The 22626-nt window shown below is 72.9% G+C and carries 25 protein-coding genes; 13 read left to right on the top strand and 12 right to left on the bottom strand.

Annotated features, from left to right (window positions below; translation table 11 throughout):
- Both ETD85_RS12990 and ETD85_RS12985 read right to left on the bottom strand, forming a co-directional pair.
- Positions 1-1105: transketolase C-terminal domain-containing protein (locus ETD85_RS12990; protein WP_138689918.1), on the bottom strand; the 1105-nt coding region annotated here is incomplete at its 3' end.
- Positions 1098-1640 carry a 2-oxoacid:acceptor oxidoreductase family protein gene (locus ETD85_RS12985; RefSeq protein WP_138689917.1) on the bottom strand — a complete coding sequence of 181 codons (543 nt, stop codon included), beginning with the start codon at positions 1638-1640 and terminating at the stop codon, positions 1098-1100. The genes ETD85_RS12990 and ETD85_RS12985, both read right to left, overlap by 8 nt.
- A 134-nt stretch (positions 1641-1774) precedes the next feature.
- Between ETD85_RS12985 and ETD85_RS12980 the strand changes: the two genes are divergently transcribed.
- From ETD85_RS12980 to ETD85_RS12945, 8 genes are all read left to right on the top strand, one after another.
- Complete coding sequence (locus tag ETD85_RS12980) at positions 1775-2911, top strand: Rossmann-fold NAD(P)-binding domain-containing protein (RefSeq protein ID WP_138689916.1); 1137 nt, start codon at positions 1775-1777, stop codon at positions 2909-2911.
- The gene (locus ETD85_RS12975; protein WP_138689915.1) at positions 2908-3216 is read left to right on the top strand and encodes an NAD(P) transhydrogenase subunit alpha part 2; all 309 of its coding nucleotides are present in this window, start codon (positions 2908-2910) and stop codon (positions 3214-3216) included. The genes ETD85_RS12980 and ETD85_RS12975 overlap by 4 nt, the downstream gene beginning before the upstream one ends.
- A 1-nt stretch (position 3217) precedes the next feature.
- Positions 3218-4615, top strand: a complete 1398-nt coding sequence (locus ETD85_RS12970) for an NAD(P)(+) transhydrogenase (Re/Si-specific) subunit beta (RefSeq protein WP_138689914.1) — start codon at positions 3218-3220, stop codon at positions 4613-4615.
- Positions 4616-4754: 139 nt separating this feature from the next.
- Positions 4755-5294 carry an ATP-binding protein gene (locus tag ETD85_RS12965; protein WP_138689913.1) on the top strand — a complete coding sequence of 180 codons (540 nt, stop codon included), beginning with the start codon at positions 4755-4757 and terminating at the stop codon, positions 5292-5294.
- 81 nt (positions 5295-5375) lie between these two features.
- Complete coding sequence (locus ETD85_RS12960) at positions 5376-5780, top strand: pyridoxamine 5'-phosphate oxidase family protein (RefSeq protein WP_138689912.1); 405 nt, start codon at positions 5376-5378, stop codon at positions 5778-5780.
- An 85-nt stretch (positions 5781-5865) separates the two neighbouring features.
- Positions 5866-7560, top strand: a complete 1695-nt coding sequence (locus tag ETD85_RS12955; protein WP_138689911.1) for a sensor histidine kinase — start codon at positions 5866-5868, stop codon at positions 7558-7560.
- 229 nt (positions 7561-7789) lie between these two features.
- Positions 7790-8626, top strand: a complete 837-nt coding sequence (locus ETD85_RS12950; protein ID WP_138689910.1) for a universal stress protein — start codon at positions 7790-7792, stop codon at positions 8624-8626.
- Positions 8623-9093 (top strand): CBS domain-containing protein, encoded by a 471-nt coding sequence (locus ETD85_RS12945; protein WP_138689909.1) that lies wholly within the window; start codon positions 8623-8625, stop codon positions 9091-9093. Before ETD85_RS12950 ends, ETD85_RS12945 begins: the two co-directional genes overlap by 4 nt.
- Before the next feature lie 78 nt (positions 9094-9171).
- On the opposite strand, the gene ETD85_RS12940 is transcribed toward ETD85_RS12945, so the two are convergent.
- The 6 genes from ETD85_RS12940 to ETD85_RS12915 all read right to left on the bottom strand — a co-directional run bounded on the left by ETD85_RS12940 (position 9172) and on the right by ETD85_RS12915 (position 13148).
- Positions 9172-9822 (bottom strand): response regulator transcription factor, encoded by a 651-nt coding sequence (locus tag ETD85_RS12940; RefSeq protein ID WP_138689908.1) that lies wholly within the window; start codon positions 9820-9822, stop codon positions 9172-9174.
- 65 nt (positions 9823-9887) lie between these two features.
- The gene (locus ETD85_RS12935; RefSeq protein WP_138689907.1) at positions 9888-10568 is read right to left on the bottom strand and encodes a CBS domain-containing protein; all 681 of its coding nucleotides are present in this window, start codon (positions 10566-10568) and stop codon (positions 9888-9890) included.
- A 1-nt stretch (position 10569) separates the two neighbouring features.
- Positions 10570-10962 carry a BON domain-containing protein gene (locus ETD85_RS67275; RefSeq protein WP_138689906.1) on the bottom strand — a complete coding sequence of 131 codons (393 nt, stop codon included), beginning with the start codon at positions 10960-10962 and terminating at the stop codon, positions 10570-10572.
- The gene (locus tag ETD85_RS67270; RefSeq protein WP_338087141.1) at positions 10962-11240 is read right to left on the bottom strand and encodes a CBS domain-containing protein; all 279 of its coding nucleotides are present in this window, start codon (positions 11238-11240) and stop codon (positions 10962-10964) included. Before ETD85_RS67270 ends, ETD85_RS67275 begins: the two co-directional genes overlap by 1 nt.
- 113 nt (positions 11241-11353) lie before the next feature.
- Positions 11354-12292, bottom strand: coding sequence for an Acg family FMN-binding oxidoreductase (locus ETD85_RS12920; RefSeq protein WP_138689904.1), 939 nt, complete (start codon positions 12290-12292; stop codon positions 11354-11356).
- Between the two features lie 85 nt (positions 12293-12377).
- Positions 12378-13148: an HAD family hydrolase gene (locus ETD85_RS12915; RefSeq protein WP_138689903.1), complete on the bottom strand. Its 771-nt coding sequence runs from the start codon at positions 13146-13148 to the stop codon at positions 12378-12380.
- Positions 13149-13448: 300 nt separating this feature from the next.
- On the opposite strand from ETD85_RS12915, the gene ETD85_RS12910 reads away from it, so the two are divergent.
- From ETD85_RS12910 to ETD85_RS12895, 4 genes are all read left to right on the top strand, one after another.
- On the top strand, positions 13449-13646 hold the full coding sequence (locus ETD85_RS12910; protein WP_138689902.1) for a PLD nuclease N-terminal domain-containing protein: 198 nt from the start codon (positions 13449-13451) through the stop codon (positions 13644-13646).
- The gene (locus ETD85_RS12905; protein WP_138689901.1) at positions 13643-14524 is read left to right on the top strand and encodes an ABC transporter ATP-binding protein; all 882 of its coding nucleotides are present in this window, start codon (positions 13643-13645) and stop codon (positions 14522-14524) included. The genes ETD85_RS12910 and ETD85_RS12905 overlap by 4 nt, the downstream gene beginning before the upstream one ends.
- Entirely contained in the window at positions 14521-15267 is a 747-nt protein-coding gene (locus ETD85_RS12900) for a hypothetical protein (protein WP_138689900.1), read from the top strand. The genes ETD85_RS12905 and ETD85_RS12900 overlap by 4 nt, the downstream gene beginning before the upstream one ends.
- A gap of 169 nt (positions 15268-15436) precedes the next feature.
- Positions 15437-16288, top strand: coding sequence for a universal stress protein (locus tag ETD85_RS12895; RefSeq protein ID WP_138689899.1), 852 nt, complete (start codon positions 15437-15439; stop codon positions 16286-16288).
- A 503-nt stretch (positions 16289-16791) separates the two neighbouring features.
- Here the strand turns inward: ETD85_RS12895 and ETD85_RS12890 are convergent.
- The 4 genes from ETD85_RS12890 to ETD85_RS12875 all read right to left on the bottom strand — a co-directional run bounded on the left by ETD85_RS12890 (position 16792) and on the right by ETD85_RS12875 (position 21442).
- Positions 16792-17487 carry a CBS domain-containing protein gene (locus ETD85_RS12890; protein WP_240779118.1) on the bottom strand — a complete coding sequence of 232 codons (696 nt, stop codon included), beginning with the start codon at positions 17485-17487 and terminating at the stop codon, positions 16792-16794.
- Positions 17484-18086 carry a CBS domain-containing protein gene (locus ETD85_RS12885; protein WP_138689898.1) on the bottom strand — a complete coding sequence of 201 codons (603 nt, stop codon included), beginning with the start codon at positions 18084-18086 and terminating at the stop codon, positions 17484-17486. Before ETD85_RS12885 ends, ETD85_RS12890 begins: the two co-directional genes overlap by 4 nt.
- A gap of 2 nt (positions 18087-18088) precedes the next feature.
- Complete coding sequence (locus tag ETD85_RS12880) at positions 18089-18769, bottom strand: CBS domain-containing protein (RefSeq protein WP_240779117.1); 681 nt, start codon at positions 18767-18769, stop codon at positions 18089-18091.
- An 87-nt stretch (positions 18770-18856) separates the two neighbouring features.
- Positions 18857-21442 (bottom strand): bifunctional acetate--CoA ligase family protein/GNAT family N-acetyltransferase, encoded by a 2586-nt coding sequence (locus tag ETD85_RS12875; protein WP_138689897.1) that lies wholly within the window; start codon positions 21440-21442, stop codon positions 18857-18859.
- Between the two features lie 284 nt (positions 21443-21726).
- Between ETD85_RS12875 and ETD85_RS12870 the strand changes: the two genes are divergently transcribed.
- Positions 21727-22566: a universal stress protein gene (locus tag ETD85_RS12870; protein ID WP_170246649.1), complete on the top strand. Its 840-nt coding sequence runs from the start codon at positions 21727-21729 to the stop codon at positions 22564-22566.
- The last annotated feature ends 60 nt before the right edge of the window (positions 22567-22626 follow it).

The raw sequence follows: 22626 nt of genomic DNA, 5'->3' as shown, positions 1-22626 counted from the left end.
CCGCCCGCCCGCCCAGACCCGCGACGACGGTACGGATCTCGGCGTCCGGCAGGGCGGCGCGCACGTCGGCGGAGACGATGCCGCCGACGCCGGTGGCGAAGGCCCGTTCGAGCACCACGACGCGCCGGGTCCGGCCGAGCAGCGCGCGCACCGCCTCGAACGGGAAGGGGCGGAACGTGGTCAGCGTCGCGGCGCCGACGGCCGAGCCCGCGTCGCGCAGCTCGTCCACCACGTCCTTGACCGTGCCGAGCACCGATCCCAGCGCCAGCACCACCGTGTCGGCCCCGGCGTCGGCCCCGGCGTCGGCACCGGCACCGTCCTCGCAGCCGGGGCCGCCGATCCGGTAGCCGCGCACGAGCCCGCCGGAGGAGCGGCCGAAGGCCCGCTCGAAGCCGGCGGCGAGCGACGGGATGCGCTCCAGCGCCTGCAGATGCCGCGCGTGCGCCAGATACCGCACCTCGGTGAACGCCTCCGGCCCGACCATCGCGCCGATCGAGGCGGGGTCGTCGGGGTCGAGCACCTGACGCGGCTCGTACGCCGGCAGGAACGCGTCCACCTGCTCCTGGGAGGGCAGGTCCACGCGCTCGAAGGCGTGCGTCAGCACGAACCCGTCCATGCACACCATGACGGGCAGCGACAGCTCCTCGGCCAGCGCGAACGCCTGGACGTGCAGGTCCACGGCCTCCTGGTTGGTCTCGGCGTACAGCTGGATCCAGCCGGAGTCGCGCTGCGACATCGAGTCGCTGTGGTCGTTCCAGATGTTGATGGGCGCGCCGATCGCCCGGTTGGCCACCGTCATCACGATCGGCAGCCCGAGACCCGAGGCGTTGTACAGCGCCTCGGCCATGTAGAGCAGGCCCTGGCTGGCGGTCGCGGTGTAGGCGCGCGCGGCGGCGGCCGACGCGCCGATGCACGCCGACATGGCGGCGAACTCCGACTCGACGTTCACGTACTCGCACGGCGCCAGCCGCCCGGCCGTCACCAGCCTGCTGAGGGCCTCGACGATGTGCGTCTGGGGGGAGATCGGATACGCGCAGATCACCTCGGGCCGGCACAGCGCGACCGTCTCGGCGACGGCCTGCGAGCCTTCCAGCTGCCTAAGCACGGACGGCCTCCCTCAGGTAGGAGCAGGCCTCGGACGCCGCGGCGACGTTGCGCGCGGCCACCAGGCCCGGGAACGTGGCGCGGATCGCGGCGTGCACGGACTCCAGCGACAGCACGCCGGTGAGCGCGCAGAACGCGCCGAGCAGCGCCGCGTTGGGCAACGGCCGGCCGACGTGGCGCAGCGCGATCTCCGAGGCGGGGACGGTCCAGCCGATGACACCCAGCTCATCGGCCGGCCGGGTGGAATTGATCAGCACCCGGCCGGCCGGCCGGAGCCCGGCCAGCACGTCGATCTGCCGGAGGAGGGTCGCGTCCTGGACGATGACGGCGTCCGGCTCGGTGATCGGCTCGCGCAGGCGGATCGGCCGGTCGGAGATCCGGCAGAACGACACCACGGGCGCACCCGTGCGTTCCGACCCGAATGTGGGAAATGCCTGGGCGTACCGGTCTTCCAGGAAGGCGGCCACCGACAGCAGCTCAGCCGCGGTGACGACGCCCTGGCCGCCCCGGCCGTGGATACGCGTCTGGAACTCCATGTTCCCGGTGTAGCCCCGCGGCCGGAAGGGCTGGAGGGCCGAACGTCCTGGACGCCGGGACTTTCGGCCCTCATACCGCCCGGATCCGCCGGCGGACCCTCGAAGGGATGAAGACTCGCGGAGAGGGGTGCCCCATGCTCAGCATCGGGATCGTCAAGGAGAGCGCCGCCGGAGAGCGCCGGGTCGCGATCACGCCCGACCTGGTGCCCCGGCTGCGGTCCGCCGGCTTCCGCGTGCTCGTCGAGGCGGGCGCGGGCGCCGCCGCGTGGTTCCCCGACAGCGCGTACGGCGAGGCGGGCGCGGAGGTCGTCCAGGACGTGTACGGCGACGCGGACGTCCTGGCGTGCGTGAACCGCCCGCCGACCGGGCGGCTGCGCGCGGGTCACCTCGTCATCGGCCTGCTCGACCCCGACCCCGCCTATGCGGCGGAGCTCGCCACCAGGCGGGTGACGGCCGTCAGCCTGGACCGGGTGCCCAGGACGCTCAGCGCCGCCCAACCGATGGACGCCCTCACCTCACAGGAGAGCGTCGCCGGCTACCGGGCGGCCATCCTGGCTGCGCAGACCTACGAGCGGTTCTTCCCGCTGCTGGTCACGGCCGCAGGGACCGCGCCGCCGGCTCGCGTGCTCGTGCTCGGCGCCGGAGTCGCGGGGCTGTCCGCGATCGCCACCGCCAGGCGGCTCGGCGCCGTCGTCGCGGGCCACGACATCAGACCGGCGGCCAGGGCCGAGATCGCCTCGCTCGGCGCGGCCGTACTGGATCTGACCGGCGAGCCCGGAGGTGAGCCCCGGGGTGAACACAGTGGTGAGCCTGGAGGTGAGCATGGTGGCGAGGACGGAGGTCAGCACGGTGGGGAGGACGGTTACGCGCGGGCGCTCGGCGAGCACGAGCAGGAGGCCGAGCGCGACGCGCTCGCCCGGCACGTGGCACGCCAGGACGTGGTCATCACCACCGCCCGGGTGCAGGGAGGCCGGCCGCCCCTGCTGGTGAGCGAGATCGCCGTCAAGGAGATGCGGCCGGGCTCCGTCGTCATCGACCTGGCCTGCGGAAACGTCGAGATCGCCCGGCCGGGGGAGACGGTCGTCACCGAGAACGGCGTCACGGTGATCGGTGCCCCGAACCTGCCCGCCACGATGCCCGCCGCCGCCTCGGCCGCCTACGCCCGCAACGTCTGCGCCTTCCTGGAGCACGTGCTCCGGGACGGCGCGCCCGTCATCGACCGCACCGATCCGCTCCAGGCAGCGGTGACGATCGCCGGAGGTGCGGCATGAGCGTGCAACTGCTCGCCGATCTGAGCGTGTTCGTGCTCAGCCTGCTGCTCGGCTTCGAGGTCATCGGCCGGGTGCCGACCACGCTGCACACGCCGCTGATGTCGGCGGCCAACTCGGTGCACGGCATCGTGCTGGCCGGGGCGCTGCTCATCGCGCTGAGTGCGGAGGGCGTCTTCGGCTACGCGCTGGTGTTCGTGACGGCGGCCTTCGCCGCGATGAACGTCGTGGGCGGCTACGTGGTGACCGATCGGATGCTGGAGATGTTCCGCCCCCGTCCGGGGCGTACGAGCGGTGGGGAGCGGTGAGATGGGCGCCTTGGACGTCGTGATCCGGCTGGTCTACCTCGCCGTCGCGACCTGCTTCGTGCTCGGCCTGCACCTGATGAACTCACCGGTCACCGCCCGGCGCGGCAACCTCCTGTCGGCGGGGGCGATGGCCGTCGCCGTCGTCGCCACGGTGGCCGTGCTCGTCGAGACCGGCACCGTGCGCCCCTGGGGGTGGGCCGCGCTGGCCGCGGGCGCGGGGCTGGGCGCGGGCCTCGGCCTGCTGCTCGCCCGCCGGGTGATGATGACGGCGATGCCGCAGCTCGTGAGCCTGTTCAACGCGGTCGGCGGTGGGGCCGCGGCGCTCATCGGCGTGCACGACTTCGCGGTGCACTCCGGCGGGCGGGACGGATCCCTGCCGGTCGTGCTGGACGTGCTGATCGGCGCGGTGACGTTCTCCGGCTCCCTCGTCGCGGCGGGGAAGCTGCAGGGCCTGGTGCCGGGCCGCCCGCTCGTCTTCCCCGGCGTGCGCCTGCTGACGCCGGCGCTGGCACTGATCATGGTGGCGGCCGCGGTCCTGGTGCTGGTCGCCGGCGGCGGCGCGGTGGCGCTGGCCGTGCTGGGCGCGGCCTCCCTCGCCTTCGGCGTGCTCATGGTGCTGCCGATCGGCGGAGCGGACATGCCGGTGGTGATCTCGCTGCTCAACGCGTTCACCGGCACGGCCGTCGCGATGGCGGGCTTCGCGCTGGGCAACGCCGTCCTCATCACGGCCGGCGCGCTCGTCGGGGCCTCCGGCGCGATCCTCACCAAGCTGATGGCCGACGCCATGAACCGCTCGCTCGCCGGCATCGTCGCCGGCGGTTTCGGCACCGGCGACGAGCTCTCCCCGGGCCCGGCCGGGCAGGCGCGGGTCAGGTCGCTGTCGGCCGACGACGCCGCCATCCAGCTCGCCTACGCCGCCAAGGTCGTCGTCGTCCCCGGTTACGGCCTGGCCGCGGCGCAGGCGCAGCACCAGCTCCACGACCTGGCCCAGCTTCTGGAACAGCGCGGCGTCAGCGTCTCCTACGCCGTCCACCCGGTGGCCGGGCGCATGCCCGGTCACATGAACGTGCTGCTGGCCGAGGCCGGCGTGCCCTACTCCCAGCTCGCCGACATGGACGATGCCAACGACGCCATGCCCCAGACCGACGTGGCCCTCGTCGTCGGCGCCAACGACGTCGTCAACCCGGCCGCCCGCCGCCCCGGCACCGCGGTGTCGGGGATGCCCATCATCGACGCCGACCGCGCCAAGAGCGTGATCGTCATCAAGCGGTCGATGGGGCACGGGTACGCGGGCATCGACAACGAGCTCTACACCGGCCCCAGGACCGGCATGTACTTCGCGGACGCCAAGAAGGCGCTGACCGAGATCACCGCGGCCGTCAAGGTCCTCGTCGGCTGAGCCGGGTCCGCCGAGCGGAGCGGCCGAGCCCGGCGGGCCCCGCGTATGCCGGGCTCGGTCGTTGAGCAGGACCAAAGCCTCAAGGGGCCGGGGACCATCGCCTCTGAGCGCGCGGCCTGCCGCACCCGACGATGAAGGCATGAGCGGAAGAGACGGTGGCACGGTCGGCAACGGTACGGCTCTCGGCGATCCCCTCCGGCCCGCGGCCCGGGGTGACTCCTCCACCGGCGGCGGAGAGGCGAAGATCCTCCTCATCCTGGACCTCGACGAGGACTGCCTGGCCTCCACGCGGCACATGATCTTACGCGTGGCGCGGGAGCAGGGGCTCGCGGGCGACCGGCTCGGCGACTTCGTGGTGGCGGCGTACGAATGCGTCGTCAACGCGGTGGAGCACGGCGGCGGGCGCGGCCGGCTCACCCTGTCGAGGGACGGCGGCGATCTGGTGTGCGCGGTCGAGGACACCGGGCCCGGCATCCCGCTGCCCGTCCTGCGCAGGAAGGACCTGCCGCCGGCGGGTTCGCTCGGCGGCAGGGGCATCTGGCTCATGCGCCGCCTAGCCGACGACGCGCTGTTCACCACCGGCCCCTGCGGCACGGTCGTACGGCTTCGCATGCGGCTGCCCGCCGGCCCCGCGGTTCCACTCCCGCGCCGGACTCCAGAAGACCTGACCCGACAGTAGGGACGTTCGGCCCTATTGTCCGAGTCGTCCCAAGAGGGAGTCTTTCAGGGTGATGTCCTGTACAGCGAGCCGGGCAGAGCCATGAACCGGCGCAACCTCAAAGAGCTGTCCGAAGCCGAATCGCTGCGACGGCTGGCCGCCGTCCCGTTCGGGCGGATCGTGTTCACCCGGCAGGCCCTGCCGGCCATCCGGCCGGTGAACCACGTCGTCGTGGACGGGCAGATCATCCTGCGCTCCGGGGCCGGCACGATCATCAGCGCCGAGGTCGCGACCTGGGACACCGTGGTGGCCTATGAAGTGGATGAGCTGGACGCCGACCGGCACCTTGGCTGGAGCGTGGTGGCCACGGGCGTCGCACGGCTGGTGGCCGATCCCGGGGAGGCGGCTCGCCTGGGAGAGCTCGTGCACCCGTGGGTGGCGGGCGCGATGGAGCAGGTCATCAGCATTCGCCCGGAGATCGTCACCGGCTTCGAGCTGGTGCCGTGACGGCCGGTGACGGCCACCGTCGCGGATCTGGATCTTGTCCTTCTCCGTATAGGCACGATGATCCGCCGGTGCGACACTGGTCGGCATGGAGAGCGAGCACCGGCCGCTGATGCCCCACATGCGGCTCGACGAGTTGCTGGCCGAGCTGCAGGTGCGGCTCAACGCCGTGCTGTCCACCCGCGACCGGGTGCACGCGCTGCTGGAGGCGGTCGTGTCCGTCGGCAGCGACCTCGACCTGGAGACGGTCCTGCGCCGCATCGTGGCGACCGCGACCACGCTGGTGGACGCGAGCTACGGCGCGCTCGGCGTGGTGGGGGAGGGGCACACGCTGCTGCAGTTCATCCCGGTGGGGCTGAGCGAGGAGGAGATCGCCCGGATCGAGCACTGGCCGCACGGGCTGGGTCTGCTCGGTCTGCTGATCAAGGACGCGCAGCCGCTGCGGCTGAGCCGCATCGCCGATCACCCGGAGTCGTACGGGTTCCCGCCGGGCCATCCGCCGATGGGGACGTTCCTGGGCGTCCCGGTACGGGTGCGTGACGAGGTGTTCGGCAACCTCTACCTCACCGAGAAGCGGGGCGGCGGCGACTTCGACGAGGAGGACGAGGCCGTGGTGATCGCGCTGGCCACGGCGGCCGGCGTCGCGGTCGAGAACGCCCGGCTGTATGCGGAGTCACGGCGCAGGGAGACGTGGCTGCAGGCGTCGTCGGAGGTGACCACGAGCCTGCTGTCCGGCGCCGACCCGCGCGAGGTGCTGACCGTGGTGGCCGCCCGCGCCCGCCAGATGTGCGAGGCGGACCTGGTCCTGGTGCTGCTGCTCGACGCGTCGAAGCAAGCGCTGGTCGTGGAGGTCGCGGAGGACGACGGCGCGCTGGACCTGCTCGGTACGGTCTTCGACATCTCGGACACGCTCGCCGGTGAGGTCTTCACCCGGGGGGAGCCCCTGTCCGAGCCGGACATGCAGAGTGCCTCGTACCCGTCCTCGCCGCTCCGGCAGCAGGGCTACGGCCCCGTGCTGATGATCCCGCTGGGCGCGCCGTCGGCCGTGCGCGGGGTGCTGCTGCTGGCCAAGCAGAGCGGCCGGCAGCCGTTCAGCGGCGCGGACCAGCAGGCGCTGCAAGCCTTCGCGGACCAGGCGGCGATCGCGCTGGAGCTGGCGGAGGCACGCAGGGACGCCGAGCGGCTGAGCCTGCTGGAGGAGCGCGACCGGATCGCCAAGGACCTGCACGACGTGGTCATCCAGCGCCTGTTCGCGAGCGCGATGACGCTGATGAGCACGGTCCGCCTGGTCGAGCACCCGGAGGCCGCCAGGCGGCTGCAGCACACCATCGACGAGCTGGACGAGACGATCCGGCAGGTCCGCTCGTCCATCTTCGCCCTCCAGGGCCCGCTCGACGAGCCCGCCCAGGGGGTGCGCGGGCAGATCGTGGAGCTGGTGGAGGGCGCGGGCAGCCACCTGGGCTTCGCGCCGGGCCTGCGCATGGAAGGACAGATCGACACCCTCGTGCCCCCGCCGGTGGCCGAGAACCTGCTGGCCGTGCTGCGTGAGGCCCTGTCCAACGTGGTGCGCCACTCGCATGCGCGCCGCGCCGAGGTGTTCGTCGAGGTCGCGGGCGGTCAGGTCACGCTCGTGGTGACCGACGACGGCGTCGGGGTGAGCCAGGCCGGACGCCGCAGCGGCCTGCGCAACATCGAGGACCGGGCCACCCGCCTGGGCGGCACCGCCGTGCTGGAGGCGCCGGAGGGAGGGGGGACCCGCCTGCGCTGGCGCGTTCCCCTCTGAGCCCCGGCCCCTCGATCGTCCGGCGCGCCCGCCTCGGCGAGTACGCCTTCTGACGGGCGCGCGGGTGCGTCCCGTCGCCGCGCTCCCGGCCCGCGCACCTCGTGAACGCTGCCGAGGGTCACGTCCAAAGGACCAACGGCACCCCGATCAGGGACTTCCTTCCCGGGTGCGGTCAGGTGGATTCCAGGAGGGTGAGAGCAGGACGAACGACTTGCGAAGGAGCGGCGTGATGGCCGGTCAGATCGTGGTGGGCGTGGACGGGTCCGTGGCGGCGACGGCGGCGGTGGAATGGGCCGCCGCCGACGCGCGGCGGCGGCGCCTGGGCGTGCGGCTCGTGCACGTGCGTGAACATGGGCGCAACGGCGAGCGCCCCGGATCCTGCGCCGCGTTGCTGGATGCCGCGCGGGCCCGGGTCCTGGCGCTCACCACGGATGTCGAGGTGACGACGGACCTGCTCGGCGGGGGTCTGCTCGACGCGTTGATCGCGGAATCGGTCACGGCCGACTGCCTCGTGCTGGGCGCCAGCGCCTCCACCGGGCTGGGCGCGAAGGTCAGATCGCTGGACCTGGCCCTGACCGGGCACGCGCCCGGAGCGGTGGTGGTCGTCCGCGCGCCCATGCCGGTGCGGTACGACAGGATCGTGGTCGGCTACGACGGGTCCGCGCCGTCCGAAGCCGCCATGGCGTACGCCGTCGAGCAGGCCCACGCCCGCGACGCGCGGCTGCACGTCGTCTCGGCCCGGCAGACGCCGATCTTCTCGCCGTACGCCGTCGCCTACAGCCGCCTGATCCAGGACGCCGTACGCGAGGAGGCCCGCGAGACCCGCGAGCGGATCATGCCCTGGCGGGAGGGCAACCCCGGCCTCGCGGTCAGCGACGAGCAGGTGTGCGACCACCCGGTGGCCGCTCTGATCCACGCGGCCAGGACGGCCGATCTGCTCGTGGTGGGGTCGCGCGGGCTGGGCGGTATCGCCGCGGCGTTGTTCGGCTCGGTGAGCCATGGGGTGCTGCACCACGTGCCGTGCCCGGTCGCCGTCGTGCGCCCCCGTCCCAAGGAGAGGACATGAACGTGCAAGCCTTGACCGCCGCGGACGTGATGAGCCGGGTGCTGGTGGCCGTCAAAGCGGAGGAGTCCTCGCTGATGGCCTGGGAGCTCATGCGCAGGGCCGGAGTCCACCATCTGCCCGTCGTCGACGGGCGGCGGGTGCTCGGCATCCTGACCAGGGAGCAGCTCGCCGCGTCCTGGTCGGGCGGGCCGCAGGAGCAGTCGAACCGCCAGGTCAGCCGGCTGATCGAGGGCGAGCGCGGCCCCTCGGTGCCGCCCGAAGCCCCGCTGGCGCGCATCGCGGCGATCATGCTCGGCACCGGGTGTGACGCCGTGCCCGTGCTGTCCGGCGGCGACCTGATCGGGATGGTCACGGCCCGCGACGTGCTGTCCGCCGTCGCCGGCCGGACCGAACCCGCACGCGGGCCGGGCGAGGTGGTCACAGGGATGTTCCATCTCGAACCCGTCCTGCCCAAGGACGAGGGATAACAGCGGCAGGGCTAGGGACAGCAGCGGCTGGGCGGGGGACAGCAGCGGCGCCCCGGCCGCTCTGGTCGTGAACGAGCGTCAGGACCGGCCGTCGCGATGCTCAGCGCGGAGCCGTGCGGCCAGCGCCGCCGCCTGCGTACGGCGCTGCATGTCGAGCTTGGACAGCAGATTGGAGACATAGTTCTTGACCGTCTTCTCGGCCAGGAACAGGCGCTCGCCGATCTGCCGGTTGGTGAGCCCGTCACCGATGAGGTCGAGGATGTGGCGCTCCTGCTCGGTCAGCGCCGCCAGGGGATCCTTCCTGGCCGCCTGGTCGCGCAGCCGCTGGAGCATGGCGGCGGTGGTCTGCGGATCGAGCAGCGACTGCCCCGAGGCCACCGTGCGCACCGCGCCCACCAGATCGGAGCCGTGGATCTGCTTGAGCACGTAGCCCGCCGCCCCGGCCATCACGGACTCGAACAACGCGTCGTCGTCGGCGTACGAGGTCAGCATGAGGCACTTGAGATCCGGCAGCCGGGAACGTATTTCGCGGCAGACGTCCACACCGTTGCCGTCCGGCAGCCGGACGTCGAGCACCGCGACATCGGGCTTGAGCGCGGGGATGCGGGCGATCGCCGACTCGGCGGTGCCCGCCTCACCGATGACCTCGATGTCATCCTCGGACTCCAGCAGGGCGGCGACGCCGCGGCGGACGACTTCGTGGTCGTCGACGAGGAACACGCGAATCATGCCTGCGACGCTAGCTGAAGGACGCAAGAGCGCAAAAGACGGAACTGCCGGATCTGCGGCGGGGCTCACCGGTCGTCCTCGTCCCAGAGCAGCTCGCCGTGCACGTCCACGACGCCGTTGACGCCCATCACGGAGCGGACGACGAGCGAGGCGTCCGAGCTGGCGCGGGTGCGTCCCCGGAGCGTGACGACGCCCTGCTCGACGCCGACCTCGACCCGCGAGGTGTCGATCCACGCGAGATGGTCGAGCTCGTCCTGGATCTCGCCGCGGAGGTCCTCGTCCGGGCGGACGAAGACCTTGACCAGATCGGTGCGGCTGAGGATGCCGGCCGGTCGGCCCTCCCCGTCCACGACGGGCACGCAGACGACGCCGCGCTCGTCCATGAGACGTATCGCGTTGACCACGGCCTGTTGCGGCCGGACGGTGACGGCGGGAGAGGTCATCAGCTCGGCGGCCGTGCGCGCCCGCAGCTTCTCCGCGGCTCCGCCGCCCCCGGGCGACAGGTGCCGCCGCAGGCGCGCCCGGATGGGCGGCTGGTAGGCCTCGCCGGTGTACTGGTCCTTGAACTCCTCCGTGGGGAGCAGGTCGGCCTCCGACACGACGCCGATCACGCGCCCGTGGTCGTCGACGACGGGCACGGCGCCGATCCCGCGCGCGACGAGCGTTTCCGCGATCTCCTTGAACGGCGTGCCGGCGGTGACGCACGCGACGTCCGGGGTCATGATCTCGTTCACGGTGACGCGCATGTCAGGTGCCCCACTTGGAGTCGTCGTGCTTCCAGCACAGCTTGTCGGCGACGCTGACCACTCCCTCGACGCGGCCGGCCAGCCGCTGGGCGATCTCCACCTCGCTGCGGCGTTCCATCCAGCCGCTGAGCGTGACCACGCCATGGTGCACCTCGACCACGACACCCGACGTCTCCATCCAGAGCGAGCGCTCCAGGACGTCGTCGCGGATCTCGCGGGCGATGTCGGCGTCGGGGCGCGCGAAGACCTTCAGCAGGTCCCGTCTGCTGACGACGCCGCGCAGGCTGCCGTCCCCGGCCGTGACGATCAGGCGTTTGACGCCGTGCTCGTCCATCGCGCGAGCCGCCATGACCGCCGAGGCGGTCTCGGACACGGTGACGGCGGGAGTCGTCATCAGATCGGCGGCGGTGTCGCCGGTGGCCTTGCGCCGCGACTCCGAGCCCTCCTCCGACAGCCGGTGACGGAGCCTGGCCCGCAGCGGCGGCCGGTAACCCTCCTGGTAGTAGCGCTCCCGGAACTCCTCCTTGCACAGCAGGTCGGCCTCGAGACCACGCCGAGCACGTGATCGGCATCGTCGACCACGGGGACGGCGCTGATGCCGTGGGTGATGAGCGTTTCGGCGATGTCCTTGAACGGGGTGCCGGCCCGGACGGAGATCGCCTTCGTGGTCATGACATCTTTGACCGTGACTCGCATCGCAATTCCTCCTTCGCGTCCTGCCTCCATCACAGCGCGGTCCGGCGGGCCCGGTCAGAGGCGGAAGTCCTGGCGATGGAAGTCGTTGGTCAGGCCAGCAGCTCGGTCACGGGACGGCGTGGGGCGCGCGGCACGACGGAGCCGTAGCCCAGCCGCATGATCATTTGCGGGTGGCCGCTCCGGTGGTGCGGGTCGCTGCGGCGGCGCATGTCCCGCAGGTCGAGCGACTGGTTGAGGAACGACGCCGACACGGCGTGCCGGGCCCCGACCAGCAGGGTCCGCTGGAGCGCCTGCCCCGCGCGCAGCCAGTCCGCCGGCTCGTCGGCCGCGGTGGTCAGCACCGCGAGCTGCGGGTACGGCTCGAAGCGGGCGCTGCCCGCCCGGCGGCCGTGGTCCCGGACCGGATCCACCCCGCCCATGGCCTGGGGCCCCTGGACGTACGCGGGCACGCCGGTCCCGGTCGTCCAGGCGGCCAGCTCGTTCACGTAGTCGCGGTCGCGGGCCAGCTCCTCCTGGGCGATGGCGGCGTAGTCGAGCAGGTCCGCGGCGCTGCGCCGGTCCAGGAAGAGCAGCCTGGCCCGCTCGCAGGCCGCGGCCTCGCGCATCTGGCTCAATACCGGCACCGGGATCAGGCGCTCGTCGAACGGGGTGCGGTTGGTCCGCCGCCGCGGGATGAGCTCGTACATTTCACGATCCTCGGCGACCAGCCTCCTTCGTGCCGCGAAGCACACGGTGGCCAGCACGTCCGGCGCCGCGTCCGCGTCGGGAAGCAGCCGGACGACAGGCTCGCGCCCGGCCGCGCAGGTCGCCACGCGCAGGTTGAGCAGTGCCGCGCCGCAGCTCACGTGCAGGGAACGGCCGCGCGGGTCGCTCACCCGGAGCCAGCGGTCCCAGTCGGCCAGCAGCTCGATGACATCACCGTCCCGGACCCGGAAGCGCCACGGCTGGGTGTTGAGCACCGAGGGCGCCTCCCCGGCGGCCACGAGCAGCCGCTTGGTCGCAAGATCGAGGGTGTGTGCAATGGTCATGGCGCACCTCCCGAGTTCGAGGCTGGCCCGTGCGGACAGGTGCCGCCAGGGCCGGAGGTCCCGCTGACCGTGACGTTCGGCGTCCTCATGGCATGACGCCGAGGTCACGGGTGCGCGTGTGGGCGAAGAGAGGCACCCGGCCGGCCACCCGGATGGAGGTGAGGTCGTCCACGGCGTACGCACGATCCTCCCCTGCCGGTGCCGGCGGGCGCAGGGCGATCACGAGGCCGAAGTGCCCGTTCGCGGCGGCTTGGAGCGCGGGCGCGGTGCAGGCGACGACGGCCGTCTCGTCCGGCCGCGCGCCCAGCCGGCGCGCGGCCTCGGCCGGCATGGCCGGGTCCGGCATGGGGGCCAGCCCGGCGTCGGCGGCGTCCACTCCGTCCACCCGGGCGTCGAGCAGGCCGGACAGGCCCGCCCGGTGCAGGATCTCGGCGCAGTTGCGGCTCGGCGAGACGGCTCCGATGCGGGCGCCGTGGTTGTGCAGGTCGTGCAGCAGGGAGACGGCCGCAGGGAACGGCGCCACGCCGTACTGGCGGATCTCTGCCCGGAAGAGACCGTCCTTGAGCGCCGCCATGCCGGTCAGGAGCTCGCGGTCCTCCTCCTCGTGCAGGACGATGCCCCGCGAGGCGAGGAAGTCCCGGGCTCCGTCGATCCTGGGCTTGCCGTCCACGTGGCGCAGATAATCGCCAGGGATCTCGAACGGCCGCCATGACGTGCCGGTTCGCTCGGCGTGCCGGCGCAGGAAGGCGTCCAGGACCCACTTCCAGACCGCGGCGTGGACGCGGGCGGTGTCGGTGAGCACACCATCCGTTTCGAAGATCATCGCAGTGACGCGGCGGAGGTCGATCGTGGTCATGATGTCCTCCTCGGAGATCAGGACTCCATGCTCTCCGGCTCGCGGCGGTCACGTCAGGGGCGAACGGCACTGATGCGGGCAGCGTCTGTCACCCGGGGAGCGCATCTAAACACAAAGGTGGCCGGCCCCGTCCGGAGAGCCGGAAGTGCCGCACGCGGGGTCCAACGCCAGTCGTTCGAGGACCTCCTCCCCGGGCGGCCGCGCGGGCAGGGCGCGAGGCTGGAGGGGAGGGCGGTGGAGATCCGCCGCCGGAACAGGACCTGACCCCGCGCCGGAAACCCGAGGGAAGGGAGCCGGAAGATGAGCGCCGATACGATCCCTCTCGCCGCGATCGTCCCGCTGGTCGTCGTGGTGGGGCTGTTCGTCGGATACTGCCTGGTGGACCTGGCCCGAGCGAAGGTCCGCTTCCTGCCCAAATGGGCGTGGGTCCTGGTCTGCGTGGCGTCGGTGCCGTTCGGCGGGATCGTCTACCTGCTGATCGGCAGGCAGCCGCGATGATCGTCGAGACTCGGGGGCTGGCGAAGCGCTATGGCGCCCACCCGGCGCTGGCGGGTGTGGACCTGGCCGTGCCCGAAGGAGCGGTCTACGGGCTGGTGGGGCCGAACGGCGCGGGCAAGACCACGCTGCTGGCCGTGCTGGCCGGGCTGCGCAGGCCGACGAGCGGCGAAGTGCGGCTCGCTCCGCCACGCCGCCGGGTCGCGTTGCTGCCCGACACCCCGCAGTTCGAGCCGTGGCTGACCGGCCGCGAGGTGGTCGCGCTCGCGCGGCGGCTCGTCGCCCCTGGCCTGCCGGTCTCGCGCGAGGAGCGGGTGCTGGCCGACGCGGAGCTGTCCGCCGCGGCGGAGCGGCGCGTCGGCGGCTATTCGCGCGGCATGCTGCAGCGCCTCGGCCTGGCCGCCACCGTCGTGGGGGAGCCGGAGCTGCTGCTGCTCGACGAGCCCGCCTCGGCGCTGGATCCGGCCGGGCGGCGCGAGGTGCTCGACCTGATCGCGGGCCTGCGTGGCAAGGCCACGGTGGTGCTGTCCAGCCACATCCTGGCCGACGTGCAGGAGGTGTGCGACACGGTCGGCATCCTGCGCGAGGGCCGGCTGCTCTTCCAGGGCTCCCTGCCCGACCTGCTGGTCGGCCGGGCCGTGCCCGCCTATCTGGTACGGCTGCGCCCGCCGCTGGGCCGCGTGGCCGGCGTGCTGCGCGCCGAGGACTGGGTCACCGGCGTGGACATCCTCGACGACCAGCGGCTGCGGGTGACCGTCCGCTCCCTGGCGGAGGCCGAGCAACGGCTGCCCGGCGCGCTGGCGGCCGGCGACGCCCGCGTGGTGAGTCTCGGCCCCCAGGCCGCCGACCTGGAAGACGTGTTCCTGGAGCTGACGTCATGACCCTGTGGCGACTGGAATGGCTGCGCCTGGTGCGCACCCACCGGCTGATCGCGATCCTCGGCGCCTATCTGTTCTTCGGCCTCACCGGGCCGCTGACCGCCCGCTATCTCGGCGAGATCCTCGGCCGGATCGGCACCGAGGGCGTGCGGGTGGACTTCCCCACGCCGGTGCCCGCCGACGGCATCGCCCAGTACACGAGCAACGCCTCGCAGATCGGGCTGCTGGTCGTGGTGCTGGTGGCCGCCTCGGCCCTGGCTTTCGACGCCCGCCGGGAGATGGCCGTCTTCCTGCGCACCCGCGTGCGCGGCGTGGCCGCCATCATCCTGCCCGCCTACGTCGTCACCGCAGGCGCGGCGGTGTCCGGCCTGGTTCTCGGTACGGCCGCCGCCTGGTACGAGACGGCGGTGCTCCTCGGAGACCTGCCGCCGGTCCGGATGCTGATCGGCCTGGCCGCCGGCGCGCTGTTCCTGGGCTTCGCCGTCGCACTCACCGCCCTGGCCGCCGCCGTCACGCGCAGCGTGGCCGCCACGGCGGGTGCCGCCCTCGCCGCGCTTCTCGCCCTGGCCGTGGTGGACGGGATCACCGGCGCGGCCTGGCTGCCGACCCGGCTCGCCGGCGCCATGGAAGAGCTGGTCCGCGGCCTGCCGGCCACCGGCCTGGCCCTCAGCGCGGCGCTCACGGCAGCGCTCACCGCGACCGCCCTCGCCGCCGCGGTGGCCCTCGGCAGCCACCGGGAGCTGTGAGCTCACTCCGGTACGGGGACCGCAGGTCCGGAAGGGCGACCGCATCCCGGGCTGCGTGTGCCGCGCACCATTCGCCGTGCCTGATGACGAAAGACGCCGCGGGCGGGACCTTCGACGCTGGCCGGCCGCTCTCCCCGGCGTTGCGATGGGAGGAGAGGAGGCGACCACGATGATCATCGTTGGAGCGGACGGATCGCGAGCCGCGCTGGAGGCGGCGGGCTGGGCGGCCAGGGAGGCCGTGCTGCGTGGCACGGCGCTGACCGTGCTGCACGCGCTGCCGCGCTGGGTCGTCGACACCGCCGACGGGCGCTATGCCGATGTGGCCGCGTGGATGCGCAGGAACGGTCTCGACCTGCTGGCCACCGCCGAGGACAGGGCACTCCGGGAGCACACGGGCCTCAAGGTGGAGGCCGCACTCGCGCCCGGTGACCCGCGTACCGCCTTGATCAGAGCCGCGCGGGACGCGGAGCTCCTGGTCGTGGGCGGTCATGGCGTCGGCGGAGTGCGCGGCCTGCTCGTCGGGTCGGTGGCGTTCGGGGTGGCCGGGCACGCGCCGTGTGACGTGGCCGTGGTCCACGAGCTGCCGTCCCTGCCGCGCGCGGAGATCGTGGCGGGCGTGGACGGTTCACCGCAGGCACACCGGGTGCTGGAGTCCGCCTTCGCCGAGGCCGAGCTGCGCGGCGCGGTGCTGCGTACGGTGCGCGCCTGGGCCTGGCCGCACGTGAGCGGGTTCGAGCCCGCCGACGCCGAGGACGAGCGCCACCAGCTGCTCGATCTGAAGCAGACCATCGCCGGCCATCGAGAGCGCCACCCGGACGTGGTCGTCGTGGCGGAGGTCATCCACGGCCACCCGGTCGCGGTGCTGCGCGAGGCCGCGCAGGGGGCCGATCTGCTCGTGGTCGGCTCGCACGGGCACGGCACGTTCGCCGGGATGCTCCTCGGCTCCGTCAGCCAGGCGCTGGTGCAGCAGGCTCCCTGCCCGCTGATCGTGGTGCGCAGGGAGACGGTGGAGCAGAGCTGAGCCCGCGCGCGGCCGTGCGCGGGCTATGAGCCTGGTCAGTACGGCAGCGGACGCCCGGACGGCGTACGCAGATCGAGGTCCGGCCGAGGGCGAGCCGGTTTCGGGCGCAGCATCACGCGGGTGGTTCGCATCTCGGTCAACTCCTCGGTGGTTCGCTCCTTTGCTTGCTCGCTACTCTGCCGTGCGCCGGTCGCCGGCGGCAGGTGCCAACGACCTCGGAGCGGACGGCCCTTCGGCCCCGGTCCGCTGGGACTTCCGGCCCGAGTCAGACGGCCCGAGTCACGACGGTTCGAGTGAGACGTCCTGAGCCACGACGCGGAGGTTACGCCGTGGTGCGACGCCTTGGGGCCCTGGTGGCCGCATGCGAACGCCGCCGGTGACGGCGGCGTTCGCGGGCTTCGACGGGCGCCGAGCGGGGCTCGGAAGGGGCGCCTGGCCGGGACCGGCCGGGTCCCGGGCGGGCTCCCACAGGGTGCCGGTCGGCGCCGAGCAGGCCGGTCATGTCATGCGCCGCCCCAGACCGGCAGGTCGGCGATGTCGTCGTGCTTCCAGGTGAGCGTGTCGTGCACGGCCACGACGCCGTCCACGTTCTCGGCCAGCCGTCCCGCGGTGACCGCCTGGCTGTGCTCGGCCAGGGTGCCGGACAGGGTGACGATGCCGTCGGCGACGGTGACGTCCATGCTGTGCAGGTCGGTGCGGACGGCTTCTCGTACGTCCTGCTCGATGTCCCGGTCCGGGCGGAGGAAGACCTTGATGAGGTCGCGGCGGCTGACGATGCCGATCAGGCGGCCGTCGGGGTCGACGACGGGCAGGCGTTTGACGCCGTAGCGGTCCATGAGCCGGGCGGCGGTGACGACGGGGGCGTTGGCGTCGGTGACGTGGGCGGGTGAGGTCATCAGGTCGCCGGCGGTTTCGCCGAGTGATTTGCGGAAGCCGCTGCCTTCGCTGCCGGCGGTGTGGCGGATGCGGGCGCGCAGGGGTGGGCGGTAGTCGTCGCCGTAGTAGCGTTCTTTGAATTCTTCCTTGGCCAGCAGGTCGGCTTCGGAGACGATGCCGATGACGTGGTTGTCGTCGTCGAGCACGGGCATGCCGCTGACGCCTTTGCTGATGAGGAGTTCGGCGACGGTGTGGAAGGAGGCGGTCTGGTTGACGGCGGCCACGTCGGTGGTCATCACGTCCTGGACGGTTGATCTCATCATGTCCTCCTGAGATGCCTGACCCGGACGATGCCGGGCACGGTGCGGGCGAGCACGTCGGCGATGCGGTCGGCGTGCTCGTGTGGCGGCCCGCTCAGCTCGGCGACGCCGTTGTGCACGGCGACGTCCCAGCTCGGGCCGAACGGGTACTGCTCGTGCAGCGCGGCGACGACGGCCAGGCGCAACTCGTCGTCGGGACGGGCCAGCATGGCCATCAGATCACGACGGCTGACCACTCCGACGATCACCTCGCCGCGCAGGACGGGCAGGCTCTTGATGCGCTTGCCGACCATCAGGTTGATCACCGTGGTGACGTCGGTGGTCTCGGTGACCGTGAGGACGTCGCGCGTCATGACCTCCATGACGCGCCTGGGCGGCGGCTCGTGAGCCGCAGGGACGGGCCGCGCGGTGGCGCGAGGATCGGGCTCGAACTCGCCTCGCAGCAGGTCGAGCTCGCTGACCACGCCGACGAGGCGGTCGCTGTCGTCGACGACGGGGGCGGCGGTGATGTCATGGCTGTACAGGACCCGGATGGCCTGCCGCACCGGGTCGGTGCGGCGGACGGTGATGGCCGGGGCGGTCATGACCTCGCGTACGAGCATGGCTATCGGGCCTCCCACTTCGAGTCGTCGGTCTTCCAGGTCAGCTGGTCGACGACGTCGATCACGCCGTTGACGCGGGCGGTCATGCGGCAGGCGATGCCGCACTCGGTGCGGCGGTCCAGCCGGCCGGACAGGGTCACGACGCCCCGGCTCACCTCCACCTCCACGCCGCCGGCGTGCACCCACAGGGCGCGGCCGAGGATGTCGTCACAGACTTCCGCGGCGATCTCCTCGTCAGGGCGCACGAAGAGCTTCACGAGGTCGCGACGGCTGACGATGCCCTGCAGCCGGCCGTAGGGGTCCACGACGGCCAGCCGCTTGACGTCGCGCTCGTCCATCAGCCGGGCGGCGGTGATCACGGAGGACCGGGGGGTGATGACGACGGCGGGGCTGGTCATGAGCTCGGCGGCGGTGTCGCCGGCGGCCTTCTGCCGGCCCTTGGGGTGGCGCAGCCGGGCGCGCAGCGGCGGGCGGTAGCCCTCGCGGTAGAACTGCTCGCGGAACTCCTCCTTGCGCAGCAGGTCGGCCTCGGAGACCATGCCGATCACGTGGTTGTCGTCGTCCAGCACCGGCACGGCGCTGATGCCGCCGGCGATGAGCGCTTCGGCGATGTCCTTGAACGGGGTGGCGGCGGCGACGGAGACGACCTCGTCGGTCATCACGTCCGCGACGGTCATACGCATGCGTGCCTCCTTTGTCGCTGCCTTCATCAGAGCGTCCGCACGGCCCGGGAGGTAGAGGCGGAAGTCCCGGGACGTGACGGTCGTTGGTCAGCGCAGGCGGCGCAGCAGGGGAGAGGGCGGCGGATCGCAGGGGGCCACCCGGACGCGGGCGTCCACCGTGGTCGCGCCGTCCGCCGTGACGATGACCGGGTTGAGGTCGAGCTCGGCCACCTGCGGCAGGTCGTCGAGCAGCCGGCCGATGCGCGTGATCTGCTCCGCCAGGGCGGCGACGTCGGCGGGCTGCGTGCCGCGGTAGCCGTGCAGCAGCGGCGCGCAGCGCAGCTCGCCGATCATCGCGGCCGGGTCGGTGACGGGGGGCACGCGGAAGGCGCGATCGGCCAGCAGGTCGGCCATGACGCCGCCCATGCCGACCATGACGAGCGGGCCGAACACCGGGTAGTTGACGCCCCCGACGATGATCTCCACCCCGCCGGGCAGCATGCGCTGGACGATGGCCCCGCGGATCCCGAGGCGCCGCGACATGTCGAGATAGGCCTGCCGCGCCTCCTCCGAAGAGCGCAGGTCCAGCCGGACACCGCCGACGTCGCTCTTGTGCACCGGGCCGACGGCCTTGAGGACGACCGGCGGCCCCAGCCGTTCGGCCGCCACCGCGGCGGCGTCGGGGCCGTCCACGTCCACCGACTCCACCAGCGTGACGCCGTAGCAGCCGAGCAGCCGGGCGGTCTCCGCGGGGGAGAGCCAGCCGCCGTCGGAGTGCGCCGCCAGGCCGGCCTTGACGATCTCGCGCGCCTCTTCGACGCGGGCGGCGAAAGCCGGGGCGGCCGGTCCGGCGGGCCGGTCCCGCCACTCGGCGTAGCCCACCGCGTGCGAGAGGGCCTCGACGGCCTGCTCGGGGAACGCGTAGCTGGGCACCCGGCCGCCGATCATCCCGTCGTGGCCGACGACGCAGGCCAGCACGGTCTTGGGGGAGTTCTCGGCCGCCCGGGCGATCGCCTGGCGCGTCTCCTCCAGCCCTGAGCCGAAAGGCGGCGTATAGACGACGAGGACCACGTCGACCTCGGGTGAGGTGGTGAGGGCCGCGACGGCGGCGCCGATCTCGTCCGCCGACGCGTCCGCGGTCAGGTCGACGGGGTTGCCCAGCGCGGCGGACGTACGGGCCGTCAGCAGGCCGGGCGGCAGTTCGGGGACGCTCAGGCCGTGGCGCTCGCACGCGTCGGCGGCCATCGCCTGCGGCCCGCCCGAGTTGCCGACGATCGCGACCCGGCGTCCGGCCGGCAGCGGCCGGCTCGCCAGCAGCCGGGCGGTGTCGATCAGCTCGTGCACGCTGTCGAGCCGGATCACGCCGGAGGCGCGGGCCAGCGCGTCCACCGCCACGTCCGGGGTGGCCGCGGCGGCGGTGTGGGAGCGCACCGCCCGGTCGCCGGCCCCGCTACGGCCGCTCTTGACCAGCAGGATCGGCTTGCGCGCGCCGACGCGGCGCGCGATGCGGGCGAACTTGCGCGGGTTCCCGAACGACTCCAGATACAGCGCGATCACATCCGTGTCAGGGTCGTCCTCCCAGTATTCGAGCAGGTCGTTGCCGCTGACGTCGGCCTTGTTGCCGACGGACACGAACGTCGACACCTCCAGCCGCTCCAGCAGCGCCGCTCCCACGGCGCCCGACTGCGACAGCAGCGCCACCCGGCCCTGGACCGGGCGGTGCGGCAGGAAACTGGCGTTCAGCCGGGCCGCGGTGTTGACCACGCCCAGGCAGTTCGGGCCGATCAGGCGCATTCCGGCCGTGCGGCAGATCTTCCGCAGCTCCGTCTCCGCATCCGGCCGGCCGGCCTCGGCGAAGCCGGACGTCAGCACCACCAGCCCGGCCACCCCGGCCTCCGCGCAGTCGCGGGCCACCTCCAGCACGTGGCGGGCGGGCACCGCGACCACGGCCAGGTCCGCGCCCGCGGGCACCCTCGCGTGGCAGGCGAGCCCGGCCACCTCGGCCGCGTTCGGGTTGACGGGGTAGAGGGGGCCGGGGAAGCCGCCGTCGATGAGGTTGCGCAGCACCTTGTGCCCGACGGCGCGCTCGTCCCGGCTCGCGCCGATCACCGCGACCGAGCGCGGGGCCAGCACCCGGGCCAGCGACGCCCGCCCGGACTCGTGGTCGCGCGCCTCGATGCCCGCGCGCAGGCGGGGCGTGGCCGTGGCGGCGATGTCGAGGTGCAGCATGCCGCCCTCGAAGCGCTGCGTGAGGTCCAGGCCGAGATCCCGCAGCACCCGCAGCATCGGCTGGTTCTCGGCCAGCACGTCGGCGACCAGCTCGCGCACGCCGTGCGCGGCCGCGTCCAGGGCGAGGTGTTCGAGCAGGAGCGTGCCGAGGCCGTGCCCGTGCACGCCGTCGTCGATGAGGATGGCCAGGTCGGCCGCGCCGTCATCGCCGGGGATGTACTCGGCCACCGCCACCAGCCGCCCCTTCATGACGGCCACCAGCGCGCGGCCGGGATATTTGTCGCCGGTGAGCCGGTCCATGTAGGAGTGCGCGGTCTTCCTGCCGCCGGTGAAGAAGCGCAGGTAGGCCGAGCGCTCCGACGAGCGCTCCACCAGCTCGTGCAGCGCGGGGCGATCGGACGGGCTTAAGGGACGGACGTGCGCCATCCCACCGTCGCGCAGCAAAACGTCGTATCCCTCGGACATGCCGGATCATCCCTTCGCACGGTGCGGATCTCACCTCCGAGGCTGTCCCGGCGGCCGTTTCGCAGGCAGTGCCGTACGACCCGCGCCCGCAGGCCGAAGGTCCCCGCCCCCCGCCGGGCAGCTCGTCTTCGTGCCTGAGGCGTACGGCAGGAGCACTCGCTCCTTCAGCCCGGCACCGCGAATCCGCGACGGGGACCAAAGTCCCGACGATGGGAGAGGGAGGACTCTGCTCGGCGTCGCGGGCGCGATCGAAGGTGAAAGGGGGAAACGGCGAGGAGGCAGCCATGACGGAGCAGCTCGGTGTGGTGGTGGGCTATGAGGACTCGCTCTCGGCGAGGCAGGCACTGCGCTGGGGAGCGTACGAGGCCGCGCACCGGAAGACACCCTTGACCGTGTGCCACGCCTGGGAATGGCCGTATCACGAATGGCCGGGAGAGCTGGTGCCGTACCAACTGGCACGCCGCCCGGCACGGCGGCTGCTCAGGCACGCCGCGGCGTGGGTCGGGCGCCACTACCCCGACGTCCCGGTCAACACGCTGATCGACAGGGGGTCACCGTCGGACCTGCTGTCCGAGCTGTCCTGGGACGCCGAGCTCGTGGTGGTGGGCACGCACGGCCGCGGCACCCTCGAAGGGCTGCTGGCGGGCTCGGTGAGCGCCCACGCCGCGGCGCACGCCCGGTGCCCGCTGGTCGTGATGCGCGGGGAGCCCGGCGCACGCGACGCGCACCGGGTGATGGTCGGCTTCGACGGATCTCCGCCGTCCGTGGCCGCCCTGGGCTTCGGCGCCGTGGAGGCGCACCTGCGCGGCGCACCGCTCACTGCGGTGATCGCCCACCCGGGACGCGGCCCGGAGGCGGGTGTGCAGGACATACGCGTCCAGGCCGAAGGGCTCGCCTGGGAGGAGCTCCTCTCATGGCGGCACAGGTATCCGGAGCTGCAGTGCGACGTCGAACGTGTCGACGAGCCGGCGCGCCGGGCACTGCTGGACGCGGCGTGGAAGGCGCGGCTGCTGGTGGTGGGCGCGCGAGGTCTGGGCGAGGTGCGCGGGCTGCTGCTCGGCTCGGTGAGCCAGGCCATGGTGCATCACGCCCCCTGCCCCGTCGCGGTGGTGCACCGGCCGTGACCCTGACAAGGATCGGCCGCGAAAGTCCCTGACCGCGGGGGGCCGGCCGCGAACGTCCCT

This window comes from Nonomuraea zeae (assembly GCF_005889725.1).
Classification (GTDB): Bacteria; Actinomycetota; Actinomycetes; order Streptosporangiales; family Streptosporangiaceae; genus Nonomuraea; species Nonomuraea zeae.
The sequence above is the reverse complement of the archived record's forward strand: the minus strand, read 5'-3'. Positions and strand labels throughout refer to the sequence as shown.